Below are 21,789 nucleotides of genomic sequence, written 5' to 3'. Positions count from 1 at the left end.
CTTTTACGATGTTGCCGTGGCACTTGAGAAAGAAAACGACGAGTTACTTATCGGTAGCTTACGCAGTTTTATTTCCTTTGTGATAATGATATAGCAAGCATAGTGGCACAACGACTACTATTGGTAGCGATACATTGTCTCCGGACTTATCTGTCTACAATGACTAAGATAAACTTATTATTTGAAATGTGCTAAATGTGTTTTTAGCAGTTGTATCAAACGCGATATAGTATGCTGTTAAGAGATTTCCCCAAAGCCTATTGTAAGTTCTAAACATCTTATAATTTAGCATTGGCTATGAAGTTTTTTTGCTTGTGTATATCGATGCATCTGTACAAATAAAGTCACAATAGGTACTTGCTAGTATCGAACCTCAATAATAAGCGCCTTCTTTTATAGATGCACTCGCATCTTGTCACTGTATATCGATAAACATCCATCACAAAGCTGACCTAAAATACACTGCTATGTTTGATTAGTATTGTCCTATGAGACAGTTTTAATTAAACCTATTGGGCAGATATTCTTGATATGGACAAGAATTAGCGATCATTCAATAAGTAGAAATAATGACGGTAAGTAATTATTTTTACTCATAGAATCCCGCAAATTCTCGCCGCAAAAAAAGGTGATGACAGTGACGCAAACCACGCAAAGTCCGAACATGACGGGACATACCCAGACGGGTAATGCCGCCAAAAATTTTGAACAAAAGCAACAACGTCTTGCAGAAGGTAGTGCACAGCCTGTGATGCTATCGGGCGCTGAAATGCTGGTGCAAGCACTGACTGACGAAGGTGTCGAATACATCTTTGGCTATCCAGGTGGCGCGGTCTTACACATTTATGATGCGCTGTTTCAGCAAGAAAATATTGAGCACATCTTAGTACGTCACGAGCAAGCAGCGGGTCACATGGCCGATGCTTATTCGCGAGTGACTGGTAATACTGGCGTCGTGTTGGCCACATCAGGCCCTGGTGCGACCAATACCGTGACAGCTATTGCTACTGCCTTTATGGACTCTGTACCAATGGTTGTAATCGCAGGTCAGGTGCCAAGCAGCCTAATCGGTGAAGATGCTTTCCAAGAAACAGATATGGTAGGTGTATCACGTCCTATCGTTAAGCATAGCTTTCAGGTACGCCATGCTAGCGAAATTCCAATGATTGTAAAAAAGGCATTTTATATTGCCCAGACTGGTCGCCCAGGCCCTGTCGTCATTGATGTGCCAAAAGACATGACTGCGCCTAGCGAAAAATTTGCTTACGAATATCCAGAAGAAGTGTTTATACGCTCGTATCAGCCTTCACTCAAAGGCCATAGCGGTCAAATCAAAAAAGCCATGGAAACGCTACTAGCAGCGCAGCGTCCCGTTGTATATGCAGGCGGCGGTGTGATTTGGAGCAATGCGCACGAACAGTTAACAGATCTTGCACATCGTCTGAATTTACCAGTGACCAATACTTTGATGGGTCTTGGTACATTCCCTGGCTCTGATCGTCAGTTCTTAGGTATGCTTGGCATGCACGGTACTTATGAAGCCAATATGAGCATGCATCACGCTGATGTGATTTTGGCTGTCGGCGCGCGTTTCGATGATCGTGTGACCAATAACGTCAAAAAATTCTGCCCTAACGCAACCATCATTCATATCGATATCGATCCTGCGTCAATTTCAAAAACGATTCTTGCGCACATTCCTATCGTAGGTGATGTGAAATCTGTCTTAACGGACATGCTAGAGATTGTTGGTCAAGACAAGCAGTTAGAGCAGCACGCATTGCTCGATTGGTGGTCACAAATTAATGAGTGGCGTAAGCGTCATGGCTTACGTTATGACACCAGCACAGATAATGGTATTAAGCCACAAAGTGTCGTACAAGCTCTAGATAAAGTGACTAACAGTAACGCTATTATCACAAGTGACGTCGGTCAGCATCAGATGTTTGCGGCACTTTACTATACTTACAATGAGCCACGTCAATGGCTGAATTCAGGTGGTCTTGGTACCATGGGGGTTGGTCTGCCGTATGCAATGGCTGCCAAACTTGCCAATCCTGAGCGTGATGTGGTGTGTATCACAGGTGAAGGCTCTATTCAGATGAATATCCAAGAGCTATCGACCTGCTTGCAATATAACTTACCAGTTAAAATTCTGAACATTAACAATGCGCAGCTTGGTATGGTGAAGCAGTGGCAAGATATGCTGTATGAAGGTCGTCATGCCCAGTCTTATATGAACTCCTTACCAGATTTTGTCAAATTGGCTGAAAGCTATGGTCATGTCGGTATCAAAATTACTGACCCTGCGACCATGGAGGCACAATTGGCTGAAGCAATGGCTATGAAAGACAAACTGGTATTTATCGATGTTTACGTCGATCGTAATGAGCATGTATATCCAATGCAAATCGCTGGACAGGCCATGCGTGATATGTGGTTAACAAAAGGGGAGCGTACCTAATGCAACAACAACATCTGATTTCGGTATTGATGGAAAACGAAGCGGGTTCGTTGTCGCGGTTAGTCGGCTTGTTCTCGCAACGTGGCTACAATATCGAAACTTTGAACGTCGCGCCTACTGATGACCCAAGTATCTCACGTCTAACGGTTACGACCATTACGTCACCTGAAAGAATTGAGCAGATCACCAAACAATTGCATAAATTGATTGAAGTGGTTAAAGTGCTTAACCTGACGGAGAACGTACACGTTGAGCGTGAATTGATGCTCATTAAAGTCCGTGCAACAGGCGGTGTTCGTGAAGAGATTAAACGTAGCGCAGATATTTTCCGCGCACAAATCGTCGATGTAAATTCGAACTTATATACGATTCAAATCGTGGGCGACAAAGCCAAACTTGATGGTTTTATCGATGTGATTGGCCGTGAGCGCATTATGGAAGTGGTTCGCTCAGGTGTTATCGGTATTGCCCGCGGTGAAAAAACCCTAAGCATTTAATTGTTTATCAAAACCAGTTTAAACCAATATTTATTTATCTAATCAACAAAGCGCTTATCTTAGTTATTATATTGACTACAGCATAAGCGCTTACTATCCATGGCAAGCCATGATTGAGAACAAGGACTCTATTTATGAACGTTTATTATGACAAAGATTGTGACCTATCTATTATCCAAGGTAAAAAAGTTGCCATTATCGGTTATGGTTCACAAGGCCATGCACACGCGCTTAACCTACAAGATTCAGACGTCGATGTAACTGTTGGTCTACGTGCAAACTCAAGCTCATGGAAAAAAGCTGAAAATGCTGGTCTAAAAGTTGCTGAAGTAGAAGAAGCGGTAAAAGCTGCTGACGTTATCATGATCTTGACGCCTGATGAGTTCCAAAAAGAGCTTTATAATGATGTGATCGAGCCAAACATCAAAGAAGGCGCTACACTAGCTTTTGCTCACGGTTTTGCAATCCATTACAACCAAGTGGTACCACGTGGCGATCTTGATGTCATCATGGTTGCACCAAAAGCACCAGGTCATACTGTACGTTCAGAGTTCGCTAAAGGCGGTGGTATCCCTGATCTTATCGCTATCTATCAAGACGCTTCTGGTCAAGCCAAACAGTTAGCATTATCGTATGCTGCTGGCGTTGGTGGTGGTCGTTCAGGCATCATCGAAACAACGTTCAAAGATGAGACTGAAACGGATCTATTCGGTGAGCAAGCTGTACTTTGTGGTGGTGCAGTAGAGTTAGTTAAAATGGGCTTTGAGACGCTAACAGAAGCGGGCTATGCACCAGAAATGGCTTATTTCGAATGTCTACATGAGCTAAAGCTGATCGTTGACTTGATGTATGAAGGCGGCATCGCTGACATGAACTACTCAATTAGTAACAACGCTGAATATGGCGAATATGTTACTGGCCCTGAGGTTATCAATGAGCAGTCACGTGAAGCCATGCGTAATGCACTAAAACGCATCCAGTCTGGTGAATACGCGAAGATGTTCATCTCTGAAGGTGCAACCAACTACCCATCAATGACTGCGCGTCGTCGTAACAATGCTGATCATCAAATCGAAATTACTGGTGCTAAGCTACGTGGCATGATGCCATGGATCGGTGGTAACAAAATCATCGATAAAGACAAAAACTAAATTTTATACAGATAAAAGTCTTATTCAGATAATAATCTGATTTAGATGAAGTAGCCCGTGTTATCACTTGATAGCATGGGTTTTTTTATGCAAAGTATTTGATGGACGCTTTTTGCTTTGATTTGAATCTGGGTTATCGGTTGAAAACCAGTAATTGCTACCCAATATAAACAGGCACCTTAACATTGGCCAAAGCGCCTTTGCGATTAACATTCATCATTGTTCTTACCCGTTTCTAAGTATTCGAAGCGGGCGGATGCTTCATTCTCACTTTCTATAGATAATAGGTTGTATGCTGTGCAAATATCTTATTCAGACTGGCTAACGCCGCAATTCGTATATATTACTCTTAGCGCTGTGGTAGCAGTTTTAATTTGGATAGAAGGGGAGATGCTCAAACAGACCGATGGTAAACTGCCTCAATCTAAATTCTTCAAAGTCAGTTCATTGTTAGATACTTTATGGTTCTTCATATCAGTGGTGATTTTATATGTTATTGATTTGACCCCGTTAGCTATCGCAGTGCCTGCAGCATATGGTATATACACGACCTTTGGTTGGATATATGGTACCAAGCTGCTGAAGCGCAAAGGAATCCCTGACTCTCCTAAAGATTTGGTCATTCCATCAAAATATATTGCCTATAGTCAGTCATTTTCATTGGTGTTTTTTGCGTTATGTTTGCTCGTATTGAGTTCAGCATGGCTACCGACATCACCATTGCAGTAACTAATATTCCAACCTACTATCATCTATGTCGACTTATTTAATTAGTGGTTTACTGATGAATTTGTATTATGTCTATAAATAAAAACTATTTTATATCAATAAGATATAGAGCTAATTACTATCGATGTTAGCTTGCAATAATGGTTAGTATTTATTTACAAAAATCAGCAATTTAGCCTGTTCCTGCCATGGAAAACTGTTATAATCAGACTGTACTCAAAATATTTGAGGCAAAAAATCCAGATTTTCTTTAAGATTATTTAGTATTTTTAGCCACCGCATTTAGCAGAAAATATTAGGGTATATATCAATTAATCGGTGATGACACAAGTCTCGCCAACAGTTAAAGAGTCAGGAAAATTTATGTCAGATAAAGTTGAAGGCACTGTAAAGTGGTTTAATGAAGCTAAAGGTTTTGGTTTTATCGCTCAAGACAATGGCGGACAAGACGTATTCGCTCACTACAGCGCTATCCAAGGTAACGGTTTCAAAACTCTAGCCGAAGGCCAAAAAGTGTCTTTCATCTTAGGTGATGGCAAAAAAGGCCCACAAGCTGAGCAAATCGAAGCTATCTAATCTCATTTATTATTAGGTTAACTGCTTGTCAGTAAACTTAATGACAATAAGATTATCGATATGCATTGATTACTTTGTTTGTTAAAACAATAAAAATACTGTATCGACTTTAAAAAGAAGCAACCTCTTATCAGGTTGCTTTTTTTATGGGACTTTTTTGGTATGACAAAGTGTTGCTAATGTAAAGTGCTATTGATTTTGACGATCAACATCATCAGGTAATAACGAACAATGATTTAATAAAGATGTAATAGATAAGGTTATATTATGAAGTGGGAAAATTGGCTTTCAATTGACTGGCAACAGGTGCTCGGGATTTCTTTATCCGCTATAGGCTTTTATGTAGGGCTGATGTTGTTTACTCGATTGATGGGTTTACGCAGTTTTTCCAAGTTATCAAGCCATGATTTTGCGATGACGGTTGGTATTGGTAGTATATTGGCGTCGACGGTATTGTCAGATAAACCCTCTCTATTTCAGGGATTGTTTGCTGTTGCAGTGCTATTCTTAATTCAGGGCGTTATTTCAGTTATCAGACGCAAAATAAAACCGCTAAAAGCTCTGATAGATAACCAAGCTATTATCCTAATGGCTCATGGTGAGTATTTAGAAGATAACTTAAAAGAAGCCAATCTTAGTACTAGCGATGTTCAGGAAGTGCTACGTAAAAATGGTATCAAAGCGAAAACAGAAGTGTTTGCAGTGATTATGGAGACGACAGGTGATATGAGTGTTATCAAGAATAATGATGTTGAACCTGACTGGTCTTTATTTGATGATATACGTGATAGCGAATTATTGCTTGGTGCTAGTAAGCATGGTAAGTCACAGGTCTGACTCGATTAACTATTCTTATCCGTTAACTTTGAAGAGATAAATAATAACAAAATATTAAGTAAAGCTAAGGCTTAGAATGCTATAAAGGGTATCAGTATTTTGAGCTGTTGAACAATGAAAATCATGAAGTGATGCGCTTATAGAGTATTTATTATAGAGTGTTGACAAATTTATGACGCATTATTCACGGCGTTGTCTTGACCTTATCTGCCTGCTGACGCAAGATACATAGGTCTGATAATAACGGTTGGCTTAGCTTTAGCAGATTTCATTAGTAAGAGATACAATGCTAATATGCTCTTAGATATTGGCTCATCTTTCTTAGTTAACAATATTCTGTTGATGTAGTAATAACCTTGAGCAGTATTTTGAACGACAATTTGAACCACAACGAACCTTTGGTTCTTAACTGACAATTTTTAACTCATAACATTAATAAACGAGGAACGTATGAAAGCATTAGTAGCGGTCAAGCGTGTCATTGATTATAACGTAAAAGTTCGTGTAAAAGCCGACAACTCTGGCGTTGACTTATCAAACACTAAAATGTCAATCAACCCTTTTGATGAAATCGCGGTAGAAGAAGCGGTTCGTCTAAAAGAAGCTGGCGTCATTGATGAGATCATTGTTGCTTCAATCGGTCCAAAAGAGTCACAAGAGCAGATTCGTGCAGCCCTAGCGCTAGGTGCTGACCGTGGTGTGTTAGTCGTAAGTGACGAAAAACCATATCCATTACAAGTTGCTAAGATTCTAAAAAGTATCGCCGAAGCTGAAAGCACTGATATTATCTTATTAGGTAAGCAAGCGATTGATGATGACAACAACCAAACTGGTCAGATGCTAGCAGCATTGATGGGTATCGGTCAGGGTACGTTTGCATCAGAAGTGAAAGTTGAAGGCGACAAAGTAAACGTAACACGTGAAATCGATGGCGGCCTACAAACTGTTGCTCTTGATTTGCCAGCGGTTATCACAACTGATCTACGTTTGAATGAGCCACGTTATGCTAAATTGCCTAACATCATGAAAGCGAAGAAAAAGCCACTTGATGAGAAAACGCCAGCAGATTTCGGTGTTGATATGACATCTAAGCAAGAGATTATTAAAGTCGTGCCACCTGCTGACCGTAAAGCTGGTATTACAGTAGGGTCAGTTGATGAGTTGGTCGATAAGCTAAGAAACGAAGCAAAAGTCATTTAATGTTTTAATGATTGGATACTTCGCTACGGCATATCCTGTATAAGGCTAAGAATTTGACTGCTTTATTTCATACTAAATGATAGTTGCTCAAATAGCTTTGTACACAAACAACCGCATGAATAGATAATACGAATATATAAAGGACTTAAAACCATGGCAATTTTGGTATATGCAGAACATGACAATGCCAGTCTAAAAAAGGCAACTTTAAACACGATCGCTGCTGCTAAACAAATGGGTGATGATATCCACGTATTGGTTGCTGGTAGTGGTAGCCAAGCTGTTGCTGATGAAGCGGCAAAAGCAGAAGGCGTGACTAAAGTACTATTGGCTGACAACGCTGCTTATGAGCATCAATTGGCAGGTAACGTGGCGCTATTGGTTGCTGATATCGCTGGTGATTACAGCCATATCCTAGCGGCTGCGACCACGACTGGTAAAAACTTTATGCCACGCGTTGCTGCGTTACTTGACGTCAGCATGCTGTCTGAAATCTCAGGTGTAGTAGATGCGCAAACGTTTGAGCGTCCTATCTATGCAGGTAATGCGACAGCGACAGTAAAAACAACAGAAGACAAAGTGGTACTAACAGTACGTACTACTGCGTTTGACCCAGTGGCAAGCGAAGGCGGTTCAGCTACTGTTGAAACTATCGACAACGTACAAGAAACTGGTAAAGCTAGCTTCGTTAACGAAGAAATGGCTAAGTCTGATCGTCCAGAATTGACCTCAGCTGGTATCGTTGTTTCTGGTGGTCGTGCCTTGGCAAACGGTGAAAACTTCACTAAGTACATTGAGCCATTGGCTGACAAGCTAGGCGCTGCTGTTGGTGCATCACGTGCTGCTGTTGACGCAGGATATGTACCAAACGATATGCAGGTCGGTCAAACGGGTAAAATCGTTGCACCGCAGCTATATATTGCAGCTGGTATCTCAGGCGCGATTCAGCATTTGGCTGGTATGAAAGATTCTAAAGTCATCGTTGCTATCAACAATGACCCAGAAGCACCTATCGCTAGCGTTGCTGACTACTTCTTAGAAGCTGATTTGTTCGAAGCATTGCCTGAGCTGACTAGCAAGGTTTAATATATAGCCACAGAACTACTAAGCGGCTACGGCGTTACCCTCCTTAGATGTACTACTTGTACAATCTGCAGTCGGCTGCCTTGTATCCGTTTTAGACTTCTTTGACTATATCAGTAGTAGACAGATAATAAAAAACCCACTATTAAATGATAGTGGGTTTTTTTATGCTTGATAGATTGGGTTTTGATAACAGTTATAAATGGAGGCTAAGAGTATTGTCTTTGACGTAAGGTCTCATACAGACATAAAGACCCTGCAATCGCTACATTTAAGCTCTCTTGACCATTTGGCTGCGGTAAGGCTATCGGCGTGGCACATTGCATTAGCTCATCGCTAACGCCTTGACCTTCATGACCCATAATCCAAGCCACAGGTGCAGATAAGTCGTGATCGTAAATGATAGTATCTGTATGTGAGCTAGTCGCCAAAAGCGGCACTTGTACGTGATCTAAAATATCTTGCGTACTCAAGCCTTCATAAATAGTCAGTGCAAACTGTGCCCCCATACCTGCTCGTAGCGTCTTGGGAGACCAAGCTTGCGCGGTAGCACTGGTGCACAAGATATTGCGGATACCAACGGCTGCAGCTGTGCGTAGCAGCGTACCAACATTCCCGCTATCCTGCACATCGTTCAAGATTAAGCAGTCTTCATCGATCATCGATAGGCTAGGCGTTGGTATTTTGATTATCGCCATAATATCGATGCCAGTGCCCAAGCTACGAATACTCTCATAAAGTGCGTCTGACAAAGTAAGAATAGGCGTATAAGTGGGCAGGCGAGTCAATATCTGCTGAACTTCAGGGTGGCTACGTGCTGATTCAGACAGTAGTATCTGGACGAAAGGATAGTCGCTACGTAGGGCAGCATCTATCAAATGGACGCCTTCTATGACTGTCTGACCGTTCTTTTTACGCTGACGTGCTTGGGACAACAGTGCTTTTACAAGCTTCACGGTTGTGTTCTTATCTGAGGTAATCAGCTCGGTGGAATTTAATACCATAGTGGATCGCTTAGAGAAGGGTAAAGGAGTCGTTTAGATAACCAGCACAATGCCTATTAATTTAGTATTCTGCTGGCTGTTCTTAACAGGTGCGTCAATCAATTATTTTTCAGAATAATTGACGTGCAAATCTTTCACGTAACTGACTTCGTTTTTGCTACCGAGTACCACAGGAACACGTTGATGGATATCAGTCGGTTCGATATCTAGGATACGATTGACAGCATCGGTTGCGCCGCCACCCGCTCGCTCAATCAATAGACTCATTGGATTGGCTTCATACATCAAACGCAGTTTACCCGCTTTATGAGCGTATTTGGTATCAAACGGATAAGTGAACAGACCACCGCGGCATAAGATACGATGGACGTCACCAACCATGGCGGCTACCCAGCGTGTATTAAAATCACGTCCACGTACGCCTGTCTCGCCAGCGATTAACTCATCGATGTACTGTTGCATCGGTGCGCGCCAATAACGATAGTTTGAGCTATTGATAGCATATTCGCTTGTATCGGCATCTATTTGAACATTGTCTTCTATCAACACATAGTCAGAAGTCTCTGGATCTAGGCTAAACATCACGACTTTGTCAGCGATGGTTAACGCTAGGACAGTAGAGGTACCATATAGCAGATAACCGGCTGCTAGCTGTTTATTGCCTGCTTGCAAATAGTCACTGTTTTCACTGGTTTGACCTTGACGATCATACGGCAGAACAGAAAAAATTGTGCCCACTGCCATATTGATGTCGATATTTGATGAGCCATCTAATGGGTCAAATAGTACCAATAGGCTACCATCGTCATTAGCAGGGGTCGCGTCATCGAGCTCTTCTGAAGCGACGCCAGCACAATGTGTATTTTTTGCCAATGCATCTAGCAGTAAGTCATTGGCCAGTACGTCTAATTTTTTCTGATCTTCGCCTTGGACGTTTTGATTACCCGCTTCGCCCAAAATGTCTGCCAGAGCGCCTTTTCTGAGCAGTTGTGAAATCGTCTTACCGACATTAGTGACAGTGGTAATCACGTCGTTAAGTGCAGGGCTAGTGGCATGTTGGTTTAGATAGTCTGCTAAGGTCGTCATAAGGCTTCCTAATAAATGGTATGGAAAGTAAAAGAACGGATAGGTGTCAAAGTAAAGAAGTAGGTGGCATTTAGCACACCTGAAATAGGTAAATTCTTAAATAGCTAATACGGCATCTTTGTCCCGACCACAAAATCGGCTACACTATATCTATTGTTATTCATTTATAGTTTTGTCAGAATTATTCTCTATGAGAATACAGCATGTCTACTCACGCTTTCTGATTGTCTGCTGAGGTTATTTTTCGGTCGAATTTGATTACGGTAAATTGTAGCAAATAAGCATCAAAATGTCCTTTGTATCTATGCCTATCAGTGATAAATGATCGAACAAAGATGAATAAGTGATTACTATAGACTCATATAAACCCACAATAAAGACTCGCCATTATGTCAAATTCTATCGATAGTAGCGCTACAAAACCAGTCTCACCGACTGATTATGCAAAATTTGATCCCAGTACGATTCATCAAAGGCTCAATACCTCATTGAGTCGTCCGCAGCTCAACACCGATGGCAGTATCCGGCATTTCTTAGGTGTTGAAGGGCTTAATAAAGCACAGCTCAAAGCTATTATCGCAAAAGCAGAGACTTTCTTTGATGAAAACGGACAGCTAATCAATCGTCCTGAGTTAGACGGCTATACGGTCATGAATTTGTTCTTCGAACCATCGACCCGTACACGGACGACATTTGAGGTTGCCGAAAAACGCTTGGGTGCCAATGTACTCAATATCGATATCGAACGTTCTAGTACCAAAAAAGGCGAGAGTCTGCGTGATACGCTGTGGAATCTACAGGCAATGACCGCGGATATCTTTGTGGTTCGACATTCAGCATCAGGTGCCGCGCATTTTATGGCGACAGAAGTGACGCCTGATATCGCAATCATTAACGGCGGCGATGGCTGGCATGCGCATCCTACTCAAGGAATGCTCGACATGTTGACCATTCACCGTGAAGCACCGCGCCCATTTGAAGAGCTGTCTATCGCAATCGTTGGTGATATTAAGCATTCACGCGTAGCACGCTCTGATATCAGTGCACTGCAAACGCTAGGTGTGACCGACATCCGTGTTTGTGCGCCGCGCACTTTACTGCCTAAAGGTATCGAGCGTTTCGGTGTGCAAGTATATGAAAACATGGATGAGTGTGTCACCGATTGTGATGTGATCATGGGATTAAGAATACAAAATGAGCGTATTGGTTCGCCGCTATTGGCATCATCAAGTGAATACTATAAGCATTATGGGATCACGCCAGAGCGCGTAGCTCTTGCCAAGCCAGATGCATTGGTGATGCATCCAGGGCCGATGAACCGCGGTGTTGAGATTGCCTCTAGTGTGGCTGATGGCGCACAATCCGTTATCTTAAAGCAGGTAAATAACGGTATTGCTATTAGAATGGCAGTCTTATCACTTGCAATGGAAGGTCAACGTGCTCATCAAGCGGCTGGTAAGTAACAGGCTGCCGCGCGACTTATTCTCATTTATTTCATTTTATTGATACGGTAATAACGTTATGTCTACCATGCTTAATACGGATGCACCCATTCTTGACCATTTACCAAAAGCATTTAAAGATGCATTGCCGCAAGCCGCAACAGAAAAACTATCTACACTCGATTCTGGCCGTGAGATGTGGTTATTACCACCACTAGTAGATCTATGTGCGCGCTTGCGTGAGCCAGGCCAGCAGCAACACGGTACGCTAAAATCAGAAGGCAGCGCTGCTCGTGGTAACGGGTTCTTGCATGTGGTGACGCCGCCTGACACCAATCCTATTTTAGAAAATGGCTCACTCTTAAAAGGTTTACGTGAGCGCGCCTTGAGTGATGGCGGGATTTACTTGCATATTTTGGGTGCATTGACCACAGGGTTAGAGGGCGAACGACCGTCTAACATCGCAGGGCTTAAAAAGGGCGGCTGTATCGCAGTATCCAATGCGCGTAGACCTTTTCGCAATGATTTAGTATTGCTACGCACACTAGAATACGCGGCGACTTTTGGTATGAAAGTATTCTTTTATCCTGATGAGCCAAGTCTGTCTGGAGATGGCGTGGCACATGAGGGCTATATTGCTTCTTATCATGGTCTGCAAGGTATTCCTTGGATTGCGGAAACTGTTGCACTGTCTACGCAGCTATTGATGGTGGAAGAGACCGGAATCGCTGCTCATTTTAGCCAGTTATCCTGTAAGTCTTCGATTGAGCTCATGCGCTGGGCAAAAGATAAAGGCCTACCAGTGACGTGTGATGTTGCGATGCATCAGCTGTATTTAACTGATGATAACTTGGAAGGATTTAATGCTCAGGCGTACGTGTTGCCACCGCTACGCAGTAATACTGACCAGCAGGCAATCCGCCGTGGATTAAAAGATGGCACTATCGATGCTATCTGTAGTCATCACGAGCCACTGAATAGTACGGCCAAAAAAGCACCGTTTGCCGAAAGTACGCCAGGTATCTCAAACTTCGATACCTTTATGGCGCTGGCCTGTCAGCTGGTAAATGATGAGGTATTAACACTCTCGCAGCTGGTAGACAAAATTTGCCTGAATCCTGCAAAAATTGCAGGTATTAGCGACCAGTACGAAGCGATTGGCGGTGCAGTATTAGTCGATCCTAACCTTGAGTGGCAAGTAACCGCGCAGTCTATGCTATCGAATGGTAAGAACACGCCGTTTTTCAATCAGCAGTTGCAAGGACGTGTTGTGGAGACATTCTTTGGCTAATTTGCCTCGACAGGATGACCGTCTGCCGCCATCCTCAAAGGATAAAGGGGTTGCCATGAATGGTCAGCAAGAAAAATCGCGCAGTACGGCGAGTGAGTCTATCAAAGCGGTGGCCATTTATGAGGTAGTCAAAGGTGTTGGTGCGTTACTAGGAGCAGGGGCATTATGGTGGTGGCATACCAATCTTGAACATTGGCTGACGACCGTAACGGTTACTTGGCAGCGCAGCTTCGGCCATATGCTTGCCCCGCAAATCGATAGTGCCGTACGTATTGCTCAGCAAGCAAGTAAAAACTGGCCGATGTTTTTATTATTGATATTCGCTTATGCCAGTTTGCGCTTCCTCGAAGCTTATGGCTTATGGCATGACAAAACATGGGCGTATTGGTTTGGCGTGCTGGGCTACGGGGTATTTATCCCTATAGAAATTTACTATCTGATCGTTAGCCCGTTTGACTGGTTTAAGCTTGGGATACTGGTTTCTAATCTGCTCATTATTATTGTGGTTTATCGTAATATGAAACGTAAGGGCTTGATATAGCGTTTAAATTTAAGTTAAAAAATCCAGCATAGGACAAGTATCTGATGCTGGATTTTTTGTGCCTGCTATATTTTTAGCTTATACGTCTACTGTTTTTTCATCCGCACGAATACTTTTAGCGACTTTACCGACGCTTAAACCTTGTACCAAGATGGAGAAAATCACCACCGCATAAGTGAGTGCCAATAAAATCTCTCGTTCAGCCCCGATCGGTAGCTGTAATACTAACGCGACCGAGATACCACCGCGTAAGCCGCCCCATGTCAGGACTTTCCATGCGCCTGTAGGCAAATCAAGCTGACGGTGAAAGGTTTTGGTCGTCATGCCTACCACGATAAATCTGGCAACGAGCGCAATCAAAATCGTCAAACCACTCGCTATAAATAAATTGCCTGAATAAGCAATCATGACCACTTCTAGACCGATGAGCACAAACAAAATGGCGTTTAAAATCTCATCAATCAATTCCCAAAACAAATCAATATAGTGCCGTGTCTTATCACTCATGGCTAGCTCGCGACCACGATTACCAACCATTAGACCCATCATGACCATGGCAAGTGGCCCTGATAAATGCCAATGACTGGCTAGCGCGTAGCCACCGATAACGCCTGCTAATGTTAATAGCACCTCTTCTTGATAGCTATCAATGCTTTTAAGCAAGTAGTACAAAATCGCCCCAAGTACCAGTCCGAAAACAACGCCGCCACCAGCTTCAACCGCTAATGTATGTGCGACGTAGTTGGCAGTAGGAATATCACCGCTAGATAAAATTCCTAGCAATAAGACGAAGATGACCACGCCGATACCATCATTGAACAATGACTCGCCAGCGATGACAGTCTCGATACTCTTTGGAGCGCCTGCTGATGAGAGAATGCCCATGACAGCAATAGGATCGGTAGGGGAGATAAGCGCACCAAATAACAGGCACCAGAGAAACGGTAAGCCGAAACCGAATAATGGCAACATAAAGTAAAGAGCAGTCGCAATGAGCATTGCCGATATGATCGTACCAAGTCCGGCAAGGATACCAATAGGTAGCTTGTAGCGTCTTAAGTCACCAATATTGACGTGTAATGCGCCTGCGAATAGCAACATCGATAGCATGCCGTCTAAGAGTACTTCGGTAAAATCAAGCTGCTCCAATAAACTGACTTCATAATCAATCAGTTGATCAAACCCTAAGAAGCCCAAAAATATCGCACCGATTGACAATAAGATAGAGATGACCATGACACCGATAGTGGTCGGTAAACCAATAAAACGGTGATTAATATAAGTTAGTGAAGCAGTAATCGACAAAAATATGGCGCTGATTTCTAGGATAGTGAGGCTGGTTGCAGATGCCATAAAAAGTAGGTCTCATATGAATATAAAAAGTATCTAAAGCGCAGTGCTTATAGGGACGTTATAAGTGTTGCTAGCTATCGGTTTTATGATTATAAGTATTGTGTTTATAAGTAAAGTGCTTATAAGCGCTGATACCGCCATCTATCTAAACAGTTCATTGGTCATATCATTAACTAGACTGTGTCTGTAACGCTTGACGAATATCCGCTTCAAAATCACTGACATAAATAAAATGTTTGTGCTGAGCATCCTTATCAAGGATAAATTGCTTGGCTTGTTCGCACATAGCGGCCAAATCATCGACCAGCTCTTGATAATTTAAATTCTCTTCTCCGGCACGCTGAATCAGATGCAATTCATGTAATAGCGTTTGCTGCTGTGCGCTGTTTACCCGTGCATAGTTCAAATTGACCATTGCCTGACACAATGCTTTTAAGACCATGAGGTCAGCAGATGCATAACGACGTATTTCACCAAGTGATACATTAATAAAGTCAGAAATCTTTGGGATATGAGTGACTAGTGCGAGTATGGCCAGTCGCTTCTCTTTGATAGTATTTTCAGAGCTATCGTCAATGTCTGACTGTGGTATGTGAAAGTGATAAGGGCTCGGTGGCTGACGACGCATCATAATACTCAGACAGCTGGTTAGAGACTGAACGCAATTGACCGCAGTCTTTGGGTCATTGATACCAGGGGATAGCGCGCGTACAGCAATCTCCGTCATCTGACCTAGGCTATAGGCGATGTCGTTAGAGTGCGCTAATCGTTGCTCAAGTCGTAGGCAACCTGCAAGACGTTGCCAAAACAGTCCATCGGGCGATCTCGGAATTACTGCCAGATGCGGTGTTGCTGTCTTCTGTTGGTTATTTGGATGAGAGGCAGGCCGCTGATAGAAGTAGCCAATGACGTTTTTGTCAGTGACGTAATTACCGAGGTTGACATGCATTTGTACCACGCCACCATAATCTTGTGACAGCGCAATCAATGACTCAAGATAAATCTGCTGTAGATAACCTGAATTTGGTGAATAAATAGGCATAGCAGGCCAGTTTTGGAACTGCTCGATATCATGGTGCTCAGCATCGCGTTGATGTTGGATATCACAACGATCGTTATACCAATAGTAAATGTTTGCAATTGCATCGTTGCTAGCATTTTGAATGACGTGTGACGCCTGAATAGCATGCACCATATGCTGTACAAAATAAACCAGGAGCAGCGCACAGATAATCGCCATGATAATAGCAAAGGTCACTGCCAATTGCGGCACACCAAAAGCTACGTCAGACTTATGGATAGACTTTAGTACCAGTAAGCTATAGCTAAATGTACCGATAAAAGCGCCAAGGACAAACTGATTTGGTGTGTCGGTCAAAAAGTTACGTAGCAGTCTTGGACCAAACTGTGAGGATGCCATCGACAGGACGGCGATTGTAATCGAAAACGTCGTACCTGCCACGCCCAGTACCGCACCAGCGATGGCTGTCATAATCGCGCGCGCCGCTTCGTCATCACCAGTAAAGGCAAAGGAGATCTCTTTTACCGTTTCACGATCAAAATGCTGATCAATCGCGACTAGTAAAGGAGCAAGCAAAATACCCACGATGACACAAGCGGTTGGGATAAACCAATAGGAGCCAATCAGCCACTGCCACAAATTATTTAAGCGATCAGGCAAGTCGGTCAGCGTTTGTATTGACCACAACTTAGTGAACTGCTTAAGCCTGTTTTGACCTGCATTGATCGTACGTGTCCAGATGCTGTCTCCATCATTTTTATTCACTGTGTTGAGCCTTAGGGTTATCTGCTTCTGTAATAATAGCGTTTTTATGCGTACGTCTGGTCATATCTGTCTTAGCATGACTCTCATTAGTCCCTAGAGGTATGATGGCTTCATTGTCGTGATCATCATGTTCAATAGTGCTGTCTTTGTCATAAGCCATCGGCTCTAGATGCGGTGAGGCTTCTAGATGTGGATCATTACCGTTGTAAGCACTCTCACCATGTCTATCTAGATTATCATGTCGTTGTACGTTTTCAGTGGCGGCAGAGGTTTTTCTAAATAGTTTACGGTTATCGCTATGCTTGCTAGTAGACTGTTTACGCGGTTCGCTATTGGCAAAGATAGCATTTAGCGGCAGATGCAGTTGCTGTTTGGCGTACGCTTCAGTATTCTCAAAACGTTTTACCAGTAAACTTAGCCAAGGCTTTTGACCTTCCAATTTCATCTCATCCAACTCGTCCTTGATAGGAAGTGGGTAGGGCAAGGTACGATAAAAGTCCCATAACGTCATCCTACTCAGGTCTCTTTTAAGTACATAGTCGTCATCATCTGTCATGGTAATCAGATTGCTGTCTTGTAGGTAGTTGATATAGGTATACCATTTTGGCAGCTCTTTGCGACCTAAGACATTACGCAGTGCTTGCTCGCTAACAGCTTCACCTTTTAAGTGGTGGGTATAAACCAAATTCAACATGTCTAACAAGCTGAGTAACGGGTGACGAGGGTAGACTTCTTCTGTCTCAAAAATCGTCAAGGTATAACTGATTTCAACGCCTAATAAAATCAAATTCCACGACAGATAAATCCATAGTAGAAAGATAGGCAGTGCAGCAAAGGCACCGTAAATCGCTTCGTAGCTGGTAAAGTTAGCCATTACTGTACCAAACAGATGCTTCATTAATTCAAAGACAATGGCCACAAACACGCCAGCGATGGCTGCATTTTTTGCCGGTACGCGCGCCTTTGGAATAAACCAGTACATACCGATAAAGCCCGCCATCGTAATACCAATCGATGCCATTTGTACCCAAAAGCTCCAGTCGATACCGTAGCCTGCAATTTGACGATTAAGAAAGCTCAGACTCTGTACAGTACTGGAAGCGATAAAAGCGGTACCCAATACTAACGGTCCTAGGGTAACGATAGTCCAATAGCGCAGCATGCTTTTGATACCACCCGAGCGGTCTTCTACTCGCCAAATCTGGTTAAACGCGCGCTCAATAGTGGTCAAGGTCATGATAGTCGTAAAGAATAAAATCATGGCACCGATGATGGTTAGATTGGATGACTTTTCGGCAAAGCTATTAATGTACTCACTAACTTGCATGCTCGACTGCGGCAACAGATTGCTATAAATGACGTCATATATCTGAGCTCTAACCGATGCGAGTGCTGGTACGGATGACAAAATCATCAGTAATACCGTTAATACCGGTACGATCGACAGCATAGTGGTGTATGTCAGTGAAGCTGCCTTTTGCTGGCAATTATCTTCAAAAAAATGCCGAGTCAAAAACCGTAAGAACTGAAACCAGCGCTGCTGTAAAAACGGGAGTTTTTGAGATAATTTTTCCATGTCGACCATTAAGCAAAAGTAAGAGTGACAATAGTGTAACAAAGATGAACGGTTATCATCTGCGGTTTAATTGTGTCAAAATGCACCACGTAGCACATCAGATACAATATAAGTCAGGTTATCAATCATGGTTATTTGCATGACAGTGAATGACTCGGGCATAATGTGCACATATTCTACAATGCCAGTTGGTCGTATATTTCACCGCATTTTTGGTGACTAGTATGCCTAACGATTTTATGAGGAAGCTTTGCTAATGAGTCAGACCGACCCTTATGTTTTGGTGCTTTATTATTCTAATTACGGTACGACTAAGACATTAGCATATGCTATCGCGCAAGGTATTGAAGATGCTGGCATGGCCGCGCGTATCCGTACGGTACCGACAGTGGCACCTGAAACCACGTCAAGTAAGCCTGCGATACCTGATGAGGGTGACTTGTACTGTACGATGGATGATCTCAAGGACTGTAGCGGTCTAGCGCTTGGTAGCCCAACGCACTTTGGTAATATGGCCGCACCCATGAAGTACTTTTGGGACAATACCGTGACTCTATGGCTGGCAGGGAACCTACAAAACAAACCAGCCTCAGTATTTACGGCGACAGGCTCTATGCATGGTGGCCAAGAAACGACGCTGTTGACGATGATGTTGCCGTTGATGCATCATGGTATGGTCATCGTAGGTGTGCCCTATGCAGAGCCAGCATTGAACCGCACTCATCGCGGTGGTACACCTTATGGTGCCAGTCATGTCAGCGGAGCATCGCATGATCAGCCAATATCTGCTGACGAGCGAGATTTAGGTATTGCGCAGGGTCGCCGTTTAGCGATTACGGCAGCTGCATTAGCACAGGCTAACTGGGGCCGATAAGTAACTGTTATAAACCTGCTGTCTAGAATCGTCTGAGTCTCAAAGTCTATGATTGAGTGCTTATAACAACTTGATTATAAGCAAGCACTAACTACTCATATTCAGCAGTATATTATTCATTTAGGAAATCAAAATATCTAATGGCCACAACCCGCTCTAATACAAAGCCTCTCAAAACGGTTAAGCCTATCGCACCTATTGCACAGCGCTTAAAGGTTACGTGGTTAATTTGGCTCGTTTATAGACTGCTCGGATTGCCTATCTTTATTAGTATCTTTAATCCTAGTAGCCCTGATATCGTTGGCGGTATTGCTTGGCAGGCATTATGGCTAGTGCCTGCGTTGATTTTGACGCCATGGATATTGCGCGGTCGTTCACCTTATGCGTTGTTGATAAGCAGTATGTTTACCCTAGTATATTTGGGCGCGAGTGGCGTGGTGCTATTTACTCGTATATATGGCAGTAGTTGGGCAGAAATTGCTGTGTACTTAACGGACTTCTTACTACTACTTGCTATCAATGTTTGGCTATTTATTCTGCTCAAACGTTTGCCTTCGATGAATAACGTTGTGAAGAAACCTCGTCAATAATTGCATTTATCTGAAGCCTAATAAATTATATCCATTAATCTAAAGCCATAAAAAAGCGGCACTCCATCTGGGGCGCCGCTTTTTTGTTTATAACGTTAAAAATAAGTAGATTAGTTAATCTTAGTCAATTCTAAATCCATTTTCTTACCATCGTTAATTTGGCTAACTTTAACTGGCATATAGTCCAAGCTTGGGGCTAACCAAAAGCTGGTAGAGCGGCTATCGTCATCGTGGACGCGGTCAACACGTACTGTATCAAAGGTACCCGCTGGTACGGTAATCTTAGTGCTGCCTGATTTTTTGAATGGCGTCTTCTCGATTTTGTCTTTTTTTGCCATATAATAATTACCAGAGAACTTACCGTTTAATAAATCCTGACGAATCTGTACCTCAAGGCTCAAGTCATCAAAGGCTTGTTGCGACATATTCATAGTTGTCGACTTGCCTTTATAGTTACTGGTGACTTTTTTGCTGCTTGGGTTAAAGTCTAGTTTGTGCGTGCGGCCCATGCCAAGTAGTTTGTACGTGGTGCTTGCCTGCGTGGGACTGACATTGTTGCCATTAAGCGTAAAGGTGCTGTTTTGTGAGGCGCTAGCCACACCAGCGACGCGAGCCTTAACGTTATATTTCCACGTATTACCAGATTTGCTTAGCGTACGAGTTGCTGTGCCTTTGTATTTGTCCTCAACAGTAAAACTATAATCGGCAGTTGATGGTTGGACGGTTTTTGCGCTAGCTAGGGTAGGTGCGGTCATACTCAAAGCTCCAACGGTAGAGATACTGATGCCTGTCACTAAGGCAGATAGAAATTTAGATGGACTGCGTTTTGCGTTATTAGCATTATCAACATTGTCGCTTGATGACTTTTTGTGCATTGATGAAAAACTCATAGATACCCCTTCAGTAATTTATTGCCGATATAGCAATTTTTTCTTTCGTTCTTATTATGTCTACCAGACCTATAATGGTCATACGCTGTTACATTTTCAAGCGTGGTGTCATACCGCTTCGTGTAGTGCTTGTAGCAAATGTTTCTATAGTTAATTTGGCATTGGTCAAAATATAAATTCAGCTCGCTAACATTTTTAAATATTGCTACTTCTTGTCCTTTGTCTAACTAGCATATTGACTCTAATAAACGTAAAGCATCGATATAAGATGTTGATTGATTAATTTTTGCAAAATAATCTTGTAAATTTTTGGGCTTTACACTTGAACCGAAATCACCTTGCCCCCACTTTTTGTTACAAGCTCAAGGCTTATCTATAAAGCGTTGTTTTTGGCAGTGTTCCCTATAGATACTGGTATTGAGACCATTAATTCAAATAAACCCTTAATTTTATTAACCAACTTTTGGAGTCATATCGATGAACATTCGTCCTTTACATGACCGTATTGTCGTCCGCCGCATAGAAGAAGAAACAAAGACTGCTGGTGGTATCTTGCTTCCTGGTTCAGCACAAGAGAAACCTTCACAAGGTGAAGTGCTTGCAGTTGGTAATGGTCAAGTTCGTGACAACGGTGAAACTCGTGCGTTAGATGTAAAAGCTGGCGACAAAGTTTTGTTCGGTCAATATGCTGGTCAAACCGTGAAGGTTGACGGTGAAGAACTATTGATTATGAAAGAGTCTGATGTATTGGGTGTGCTAGAAGGTTAATCCTTTTGAGTATTATTTTATACTCAGCACATTTTGATAGCAGTTTCTAAT

General features: G+C 42.7%; 20 protein-coding genes. 14 read left to right on the top strand and 6 right to left on the bottom strand.

The genetic code is table 11. The features are described from left to right. Window positions 1–631 precede the first annotated feature (631 nt). From ACQKC9_RS11925 to ACQKC9_RS11890, 8 genes are all read left to right on the top strand, one after another. A complete protein-coding gene (locus tag ACQKC9_RS11925) occupies window positions 632–2,464 on the top strand; it encodes an acetolactate synthase 3 large subunit (protein ID WP_427621976.1) in 1,833 nt (610 codons plus the stop codon). Next, a complete protein-coding gene (gene ilvN / locus ACQKC9_RS11920; RefSeq protein WP_057758828.1) occupies window positions 2,464–2,961 on the top strand; it encodes an acetolactate synthase small subunit in 498 nt (165 codons plus the stop codon). The genes ACQKC9_RS11925 and ilvN overlap by 1 nt, the downstream gene beginning before the upstream one ends. Before the next feature lie 134 nt (window positions 2,962–3,095). Continuing rightward, window positions 3,096–4,112, top strand: a complete 1,017-nt coding sequence (gene ilvC / locus ACQKC9_RS11915; protein ID WP_101204856.1) for a ketol-acid reductoisomerase — start codon at window positions 3,096–3,098, stop codon at window positions 4,110–4,112. Between the two features lie 297 nt (window positions 4,113–4,409). After that, complete coding sequence (locus tag ACQKC9_RS11910; RefSeq protein WP_191114798.1) at window positions 4,410–4,841, top strand: hypothetical protein; 432 nt, start codon at window positions 4,410–4,412, stop codon at window positions 4,839–4,841. Window positions 4,842–5,204: 363 nt separating this feature from the next. Continuing rightward, window positions 5,205–5,417 (top strand): cold-shock protein, encoded by a 213-nt coding sequence (locus ACQKC9_RS11905; RefSeq protein WP_057758834.1) that lies wholly within the window; start codon window positions 5,205–5,207, stop codon window positions 5,415–5,417. Window positions 5,418–5,684: 267 nt separating this feature from the next. After that, on the top strand, window positions 5,685–6,254 hold the full coding sequence (locus ACQKC9_RS11900) for a DUF421 domain-containing protein (RefSeq protein ID WP_427621975.1): 570 nt from the start codon (window positions 5,685–5,687) through the stop codon (window positions 6,252–6,254). A 450-nt stretch (window positions 6,255–6,704) separates the two neighbouring features. Next, window positions 6,705–7,454 carry an electron transfer flavoprotein subunit beta/FixA family protein gene (locus tag ACQKC9_RS11895; RefSeq protein WP_057758837.1) on the top strand — a complete coding sequence of 250 codons (750 nt, stop codon included), beginning with the start codon at window positions 6,705–6,707 and terminating at the stop codon, window positions 7,452–7,454. Between the two features lie 153 nt (window positions 7,455–7,607). Further along, complete coding sequence (locus ACQKC9_RS11890; protein ID WP_057758839.1) at window positions 7,608–8,540, top strand: electron transfer flavoprotein subunit alpha/FixB family protein; 933 nt, start codon at window positions 7,608–7,610, stop codon at window positions 8,538–8,540. Window positions 8,541–8,746: 206 nt separating this feature from the next. On the opposite strand, the gene ACQKC9_RS11885 is transcribed toward ACQKC9_RS11890, so the two are convergent. Beyond that, complete coding sequence (locus ACQKC9_RS11885; RefSeq protein WP_427621974.1) at window positions 8,747–9,541, bottom strand: TrmH family RNA methyltransferase; 795 nt, start codon at window positions 9,539–9,541, stop codon at window positions 8,747–8,749. A gap of 102 nt (window positions 9,542–9,643) precedes the next feature. Then, complete coding sequence (locus ACQKC9_RS11880; protein WP_427621972.1) at window positions 9,644–10,627, bottom strand: class 1 fructose-bisphosphatase; 984 nt, start codon at window positions 10,625–10,627, stop codon at window positions 9,644–9,646. A 389-nt stretch (window positions 10,628–11,016) separates the two neighbouring features. Here ACQKC9_RS11880 and ACQKC9_RS11875 point away from each other — a divergent pair, with 389 nt between their 5' ends. From ACQKC9_RS11875 to ACQKC9_RS11865, 3 genes are read left to right on the top strand one after another with little or no spacing between them, the layout of a single operon-like run. Next, window positions 11,017–12,090: an aspartate carbamoyltransferase catalytic subunit gene (locus ACQKC9_RS11875; protein WP_427621971.1), complete on the top strand. Its 1,074-nt coding sequence runs from the start codon at window positions 11,017–11,019 to the stop codon at window positions 12,088–12,090. 58 nt (window positions 12,091–12,148) lie between these two features. Next, entirely contained in the window at window positions 12,149–13,360 is a 1,212-nt protein-coding gene (locus tag ACQKC9_RS11870; RefSeq protein WP_427621969.1) for a dihydroorotase, read from the top strand. A gap of 55 nt (window positions 13,361–13,415) precedes the next feature. After that, window positions 13,416–13,901 (top strand): DUF2127 domain-containing protein, encoded by a 486-nt coding sequence (locus ACQKC9_RS11865; RefSeq protein WP_427622048.1) that lies wholly within the window; start codon window positions 13,416–13,418, stop codon window positions 13,899–13,901. Between the two features lie 78 nt (window positions 13,902–13,979). Here ACQKC9_RS11865 and ACQKC9_RS11860 read toward each other — a convergent pair whose 3' ends face one another. The 3 genes from ACQKC9_RS11860 to ACQKC9_RS11850 form a co-directional block, all read right to left on the bottom strand. Then, complete coding sequence (locus ACQKC9_RS11860; RefSeq protein ID WP_427621968.1) at window positions 13,980–15,254, bottom strand: cation:proton antiporter; 1,275 nt, start codon at window positions 15,252–15,254, stop codon at window positions 13,980–13,982. 169 nt (window positions 15,255–15,423) lie between these two features. Then, on the bottom strand, window positions 15,424–17,040 hold the full coding sequence (locus ACQKC9_RS11855; protein WP_427621967.1) for a DUF2254 domain-containing protein: 1,617 nt from the start codon (window positions 17,038–17,040) through the stop codon (window positions 15,424–15,426). Beyond that, window positions 17,033–18,616 (bottom strand): YihY/virulence factor BrkB family protein, encoded by a 1,584-nt coding sequence (locus ACQKC9_RS11850; RefSeq protein WP_427621966.1) that lies wholly within the window; start codon window positions 18,614–18,616, stop codon window positions 17,033–17,035. Before ACQKC9_RS11850 ends, ACQKC9_RS11855 begins: the two co-directional genes overlap by 8 nt. A gap of 256 nt (window positions 18,617–18,872) precedes the next feature. On the opposite strand from ACQKC9_RS11850, the gene wrbA reads away from it, so the two are divergent. Together wrbA and ACQKC9_RS11840 are read left to right on the top strand one after the other, a co-directional pair. Next, the gene (gene wrbA / locus ACQKC9_RS11845; RefSeq protein WP_427621965.1) at window positions 18,873–19,490 is read left to right on the top strand and encodes an NAD(P)H:quinone oxidoreductase; all 618 of its coding nucleotides are present in this window, start codon (window positions 18,873–18,875) and stop codon (window positions 19,488–19,490) included. 140 nt (window positions 19,491–19,630) lie between these two features. Then, window positions 19,631–20,080 (top strand): hypothetical protein, encoded by a 450-nt coding sequence (locus tag ACQKC9_RS11840; RefSeq protein ID WP_102093271.1) that lies wholly within the window; start codon window positions 19,631–19,633, stop codon window positions 20,078–20,080. A 110-nt stretch (window positions 20,081–20,190) separates the two neighbouring features. Here the strand turns inward: ACQKC9_RS11840 and ACQKC9_RS11835 are convergent, their stop codons facing one another. Further along, window positions 20,191–20,970, bottom strand: coding sequence for a DUF3108 domain-containing protein (locus ACQKC9_RS11835; RefSeq protein WP_296207610.1), 780 nt, complete (start codon window positions 20,968–20,970; stop codon window positions 20,191–20,193). 477 nt (window positions 20,971–21,447) lie between these two features. Between ACQKC9_RS11835 and groES the strand changes: the two genes are divergently transcribed. Continuing rightward, the gene (gene groES, locus ACQKC9_RS11830) at window positions 21,448–21,738 is read left to right on the top strand and encodes a co-chaperone GroES (protein WP_057758860.1); all 291 of its coding nucleotides are present in this window, start codon (window positions 21,448–21,450) and stop codon (window positions 21,736–21,738) included. Window positions 21,739–21,789: the final 51 nt, after the last annotated feature.

The sequence above is a fragment of the Psychrobacter sp. NPDC078409 genome, assembly GCF_050268505.1.
In the GTDB taxonomy this organism is placed as follows: Bacteria; Pseudomonadota; Gammaproteobacteria; order Pseudomonadales; family Moraxellaceae; genus Psychrobacter.
Note: the sequence above shows the minus strand (reverse complement) of the source record. Positions and strands in the feature narration are given on the sequence as shown.

Excerpts from the sequence above, each read along its gene's own strand:
- ACQKC9_RS11875 (WP_427621971.1), top strand. The coding sequence starts at position 11,017 with ATGTCAAATTCTATCGATAGTAGCGCTACAAAACCAGTCTCACCGACT.
- groES (WP_057758860.1), top strand. The coding sequence starts at position 21,448 with ATGAACATTCGTCCTTTACATGACCGTATTGTCGTCCGCCGCATAGAA.
- ACQKC9_RS11890 (WP_057758839.1), top strand. The coding sequence starts at position 7,608 with ATGGCAATTTTGGTATATGCAGAACATGACAATGCCAGTCTAAAAAAG.
- ACQKC9_RS11840 (WP_102093271.1), top strand. The coding sequence starts at position 19,631 with ATGGCCACAACCCGCTCTAATACAAAGCCTCTCAAAACGGTTAAGCCT.
- ilvN (WP_057758828.1), top strand. The coding sequence starts at position 2,464 with ATGCAACAACAACATCTGATTTCGGTATTGATGGAAAACGAAGCGGGT.
- ilvC (WP_101204856.1), top strand. The coding sequence starts at position 3,096 with ATGAACGTTTATTATGACAAAGATTGTGACCTATCTATTATCCAAGGT.
- ACQKC9_RS11865 (WP_427622048.1), top strand. The coding sequence starts at position 13,416 with ATGAATGGTCAGCAAGAAAAATCGCGCAGTACGGCGAGTGAGTCTATC.
- ACQKC9_RS11880 (WP_427621972.1), bottom strand. The coding sequence starts at position 10,627 with ATGACGACCTTAGCAGACTATCTAAACCAACATGCCACTAGCCCTGCA.
- ACQKC9_RS11850 (WP_427621966.1), bottom strand. The coding sequence starts at position 18,616 with ATGGAAAAATTATCTCAAAAACTCCCGTTTTTACAGCAGCGCTGGTTT.
- ACQKC9_RS11870 (WP_427621969.1), top strand. The coding sequence starts at position 12,149 with ATGTCTACCATGCTTAATACGGATGCACCCATTCTTGACCATTTACCA.
- wrbA (WP_427621965.1), top strand. The coding sequence starts at position 18,873 with ATGAGTCAGACCGACCCTTATGTTTTGGTGCTTTATTATTCTAATTAC.
- ACQKC9_RS11835 (WP_296207610.1), bottom strand. The coding sequence starts at position 20,970 with ATGAGTTTTTCATCAATGCACAAAAAGTCATCAAGCGACAATGTTGAT.
- ACQKC9_RS11925 (WP_427621976.1), top strand. The coding sequence starts at position 632 with ATGACAGTGACGCAAACCACGCAAAGTCCGAACATGACGGGACATACC.
- ACQKC9_RS11900 (WP_427621975.1), top strand. The coding sequence starts at position 5,685 with ATGAAGTGGGAAAATTGGCTTTCAATTGACTGGCAACAGGTGCTCGGG.
- ACQKC9_RS11895 (WP_057758837.1), top strand. The coding sequence starts at position 6,705 with ATGAAAGCATTAGTAGCGGTCAAGCGTGTCATTGATTATAACGTAAAA.
- ACQKC9_RS11885 (WP_427621974.1), bottom strand. The coding sequence starts at position 9,541 with ATGGTATTAAATTCCACCGAGCTGATTACCTCAGATAAGAACACAACC.
- ACQKC9_RS11905 (WP_057758834.1), top strand. The coding sequence starts at position 5,205 with ATGTCAGATAAAGTTGAAGGCACTGTAAAGTGGTTTAATGAAGCTAAA.
- ACQKC9_RS11860 (WP_427621968.1), bottom strand. The coding sequence starts at position 15,254 with ATGGCATCTGCAACCAGCCTCACTATCCTAGAAATCAGCGCCATATTT.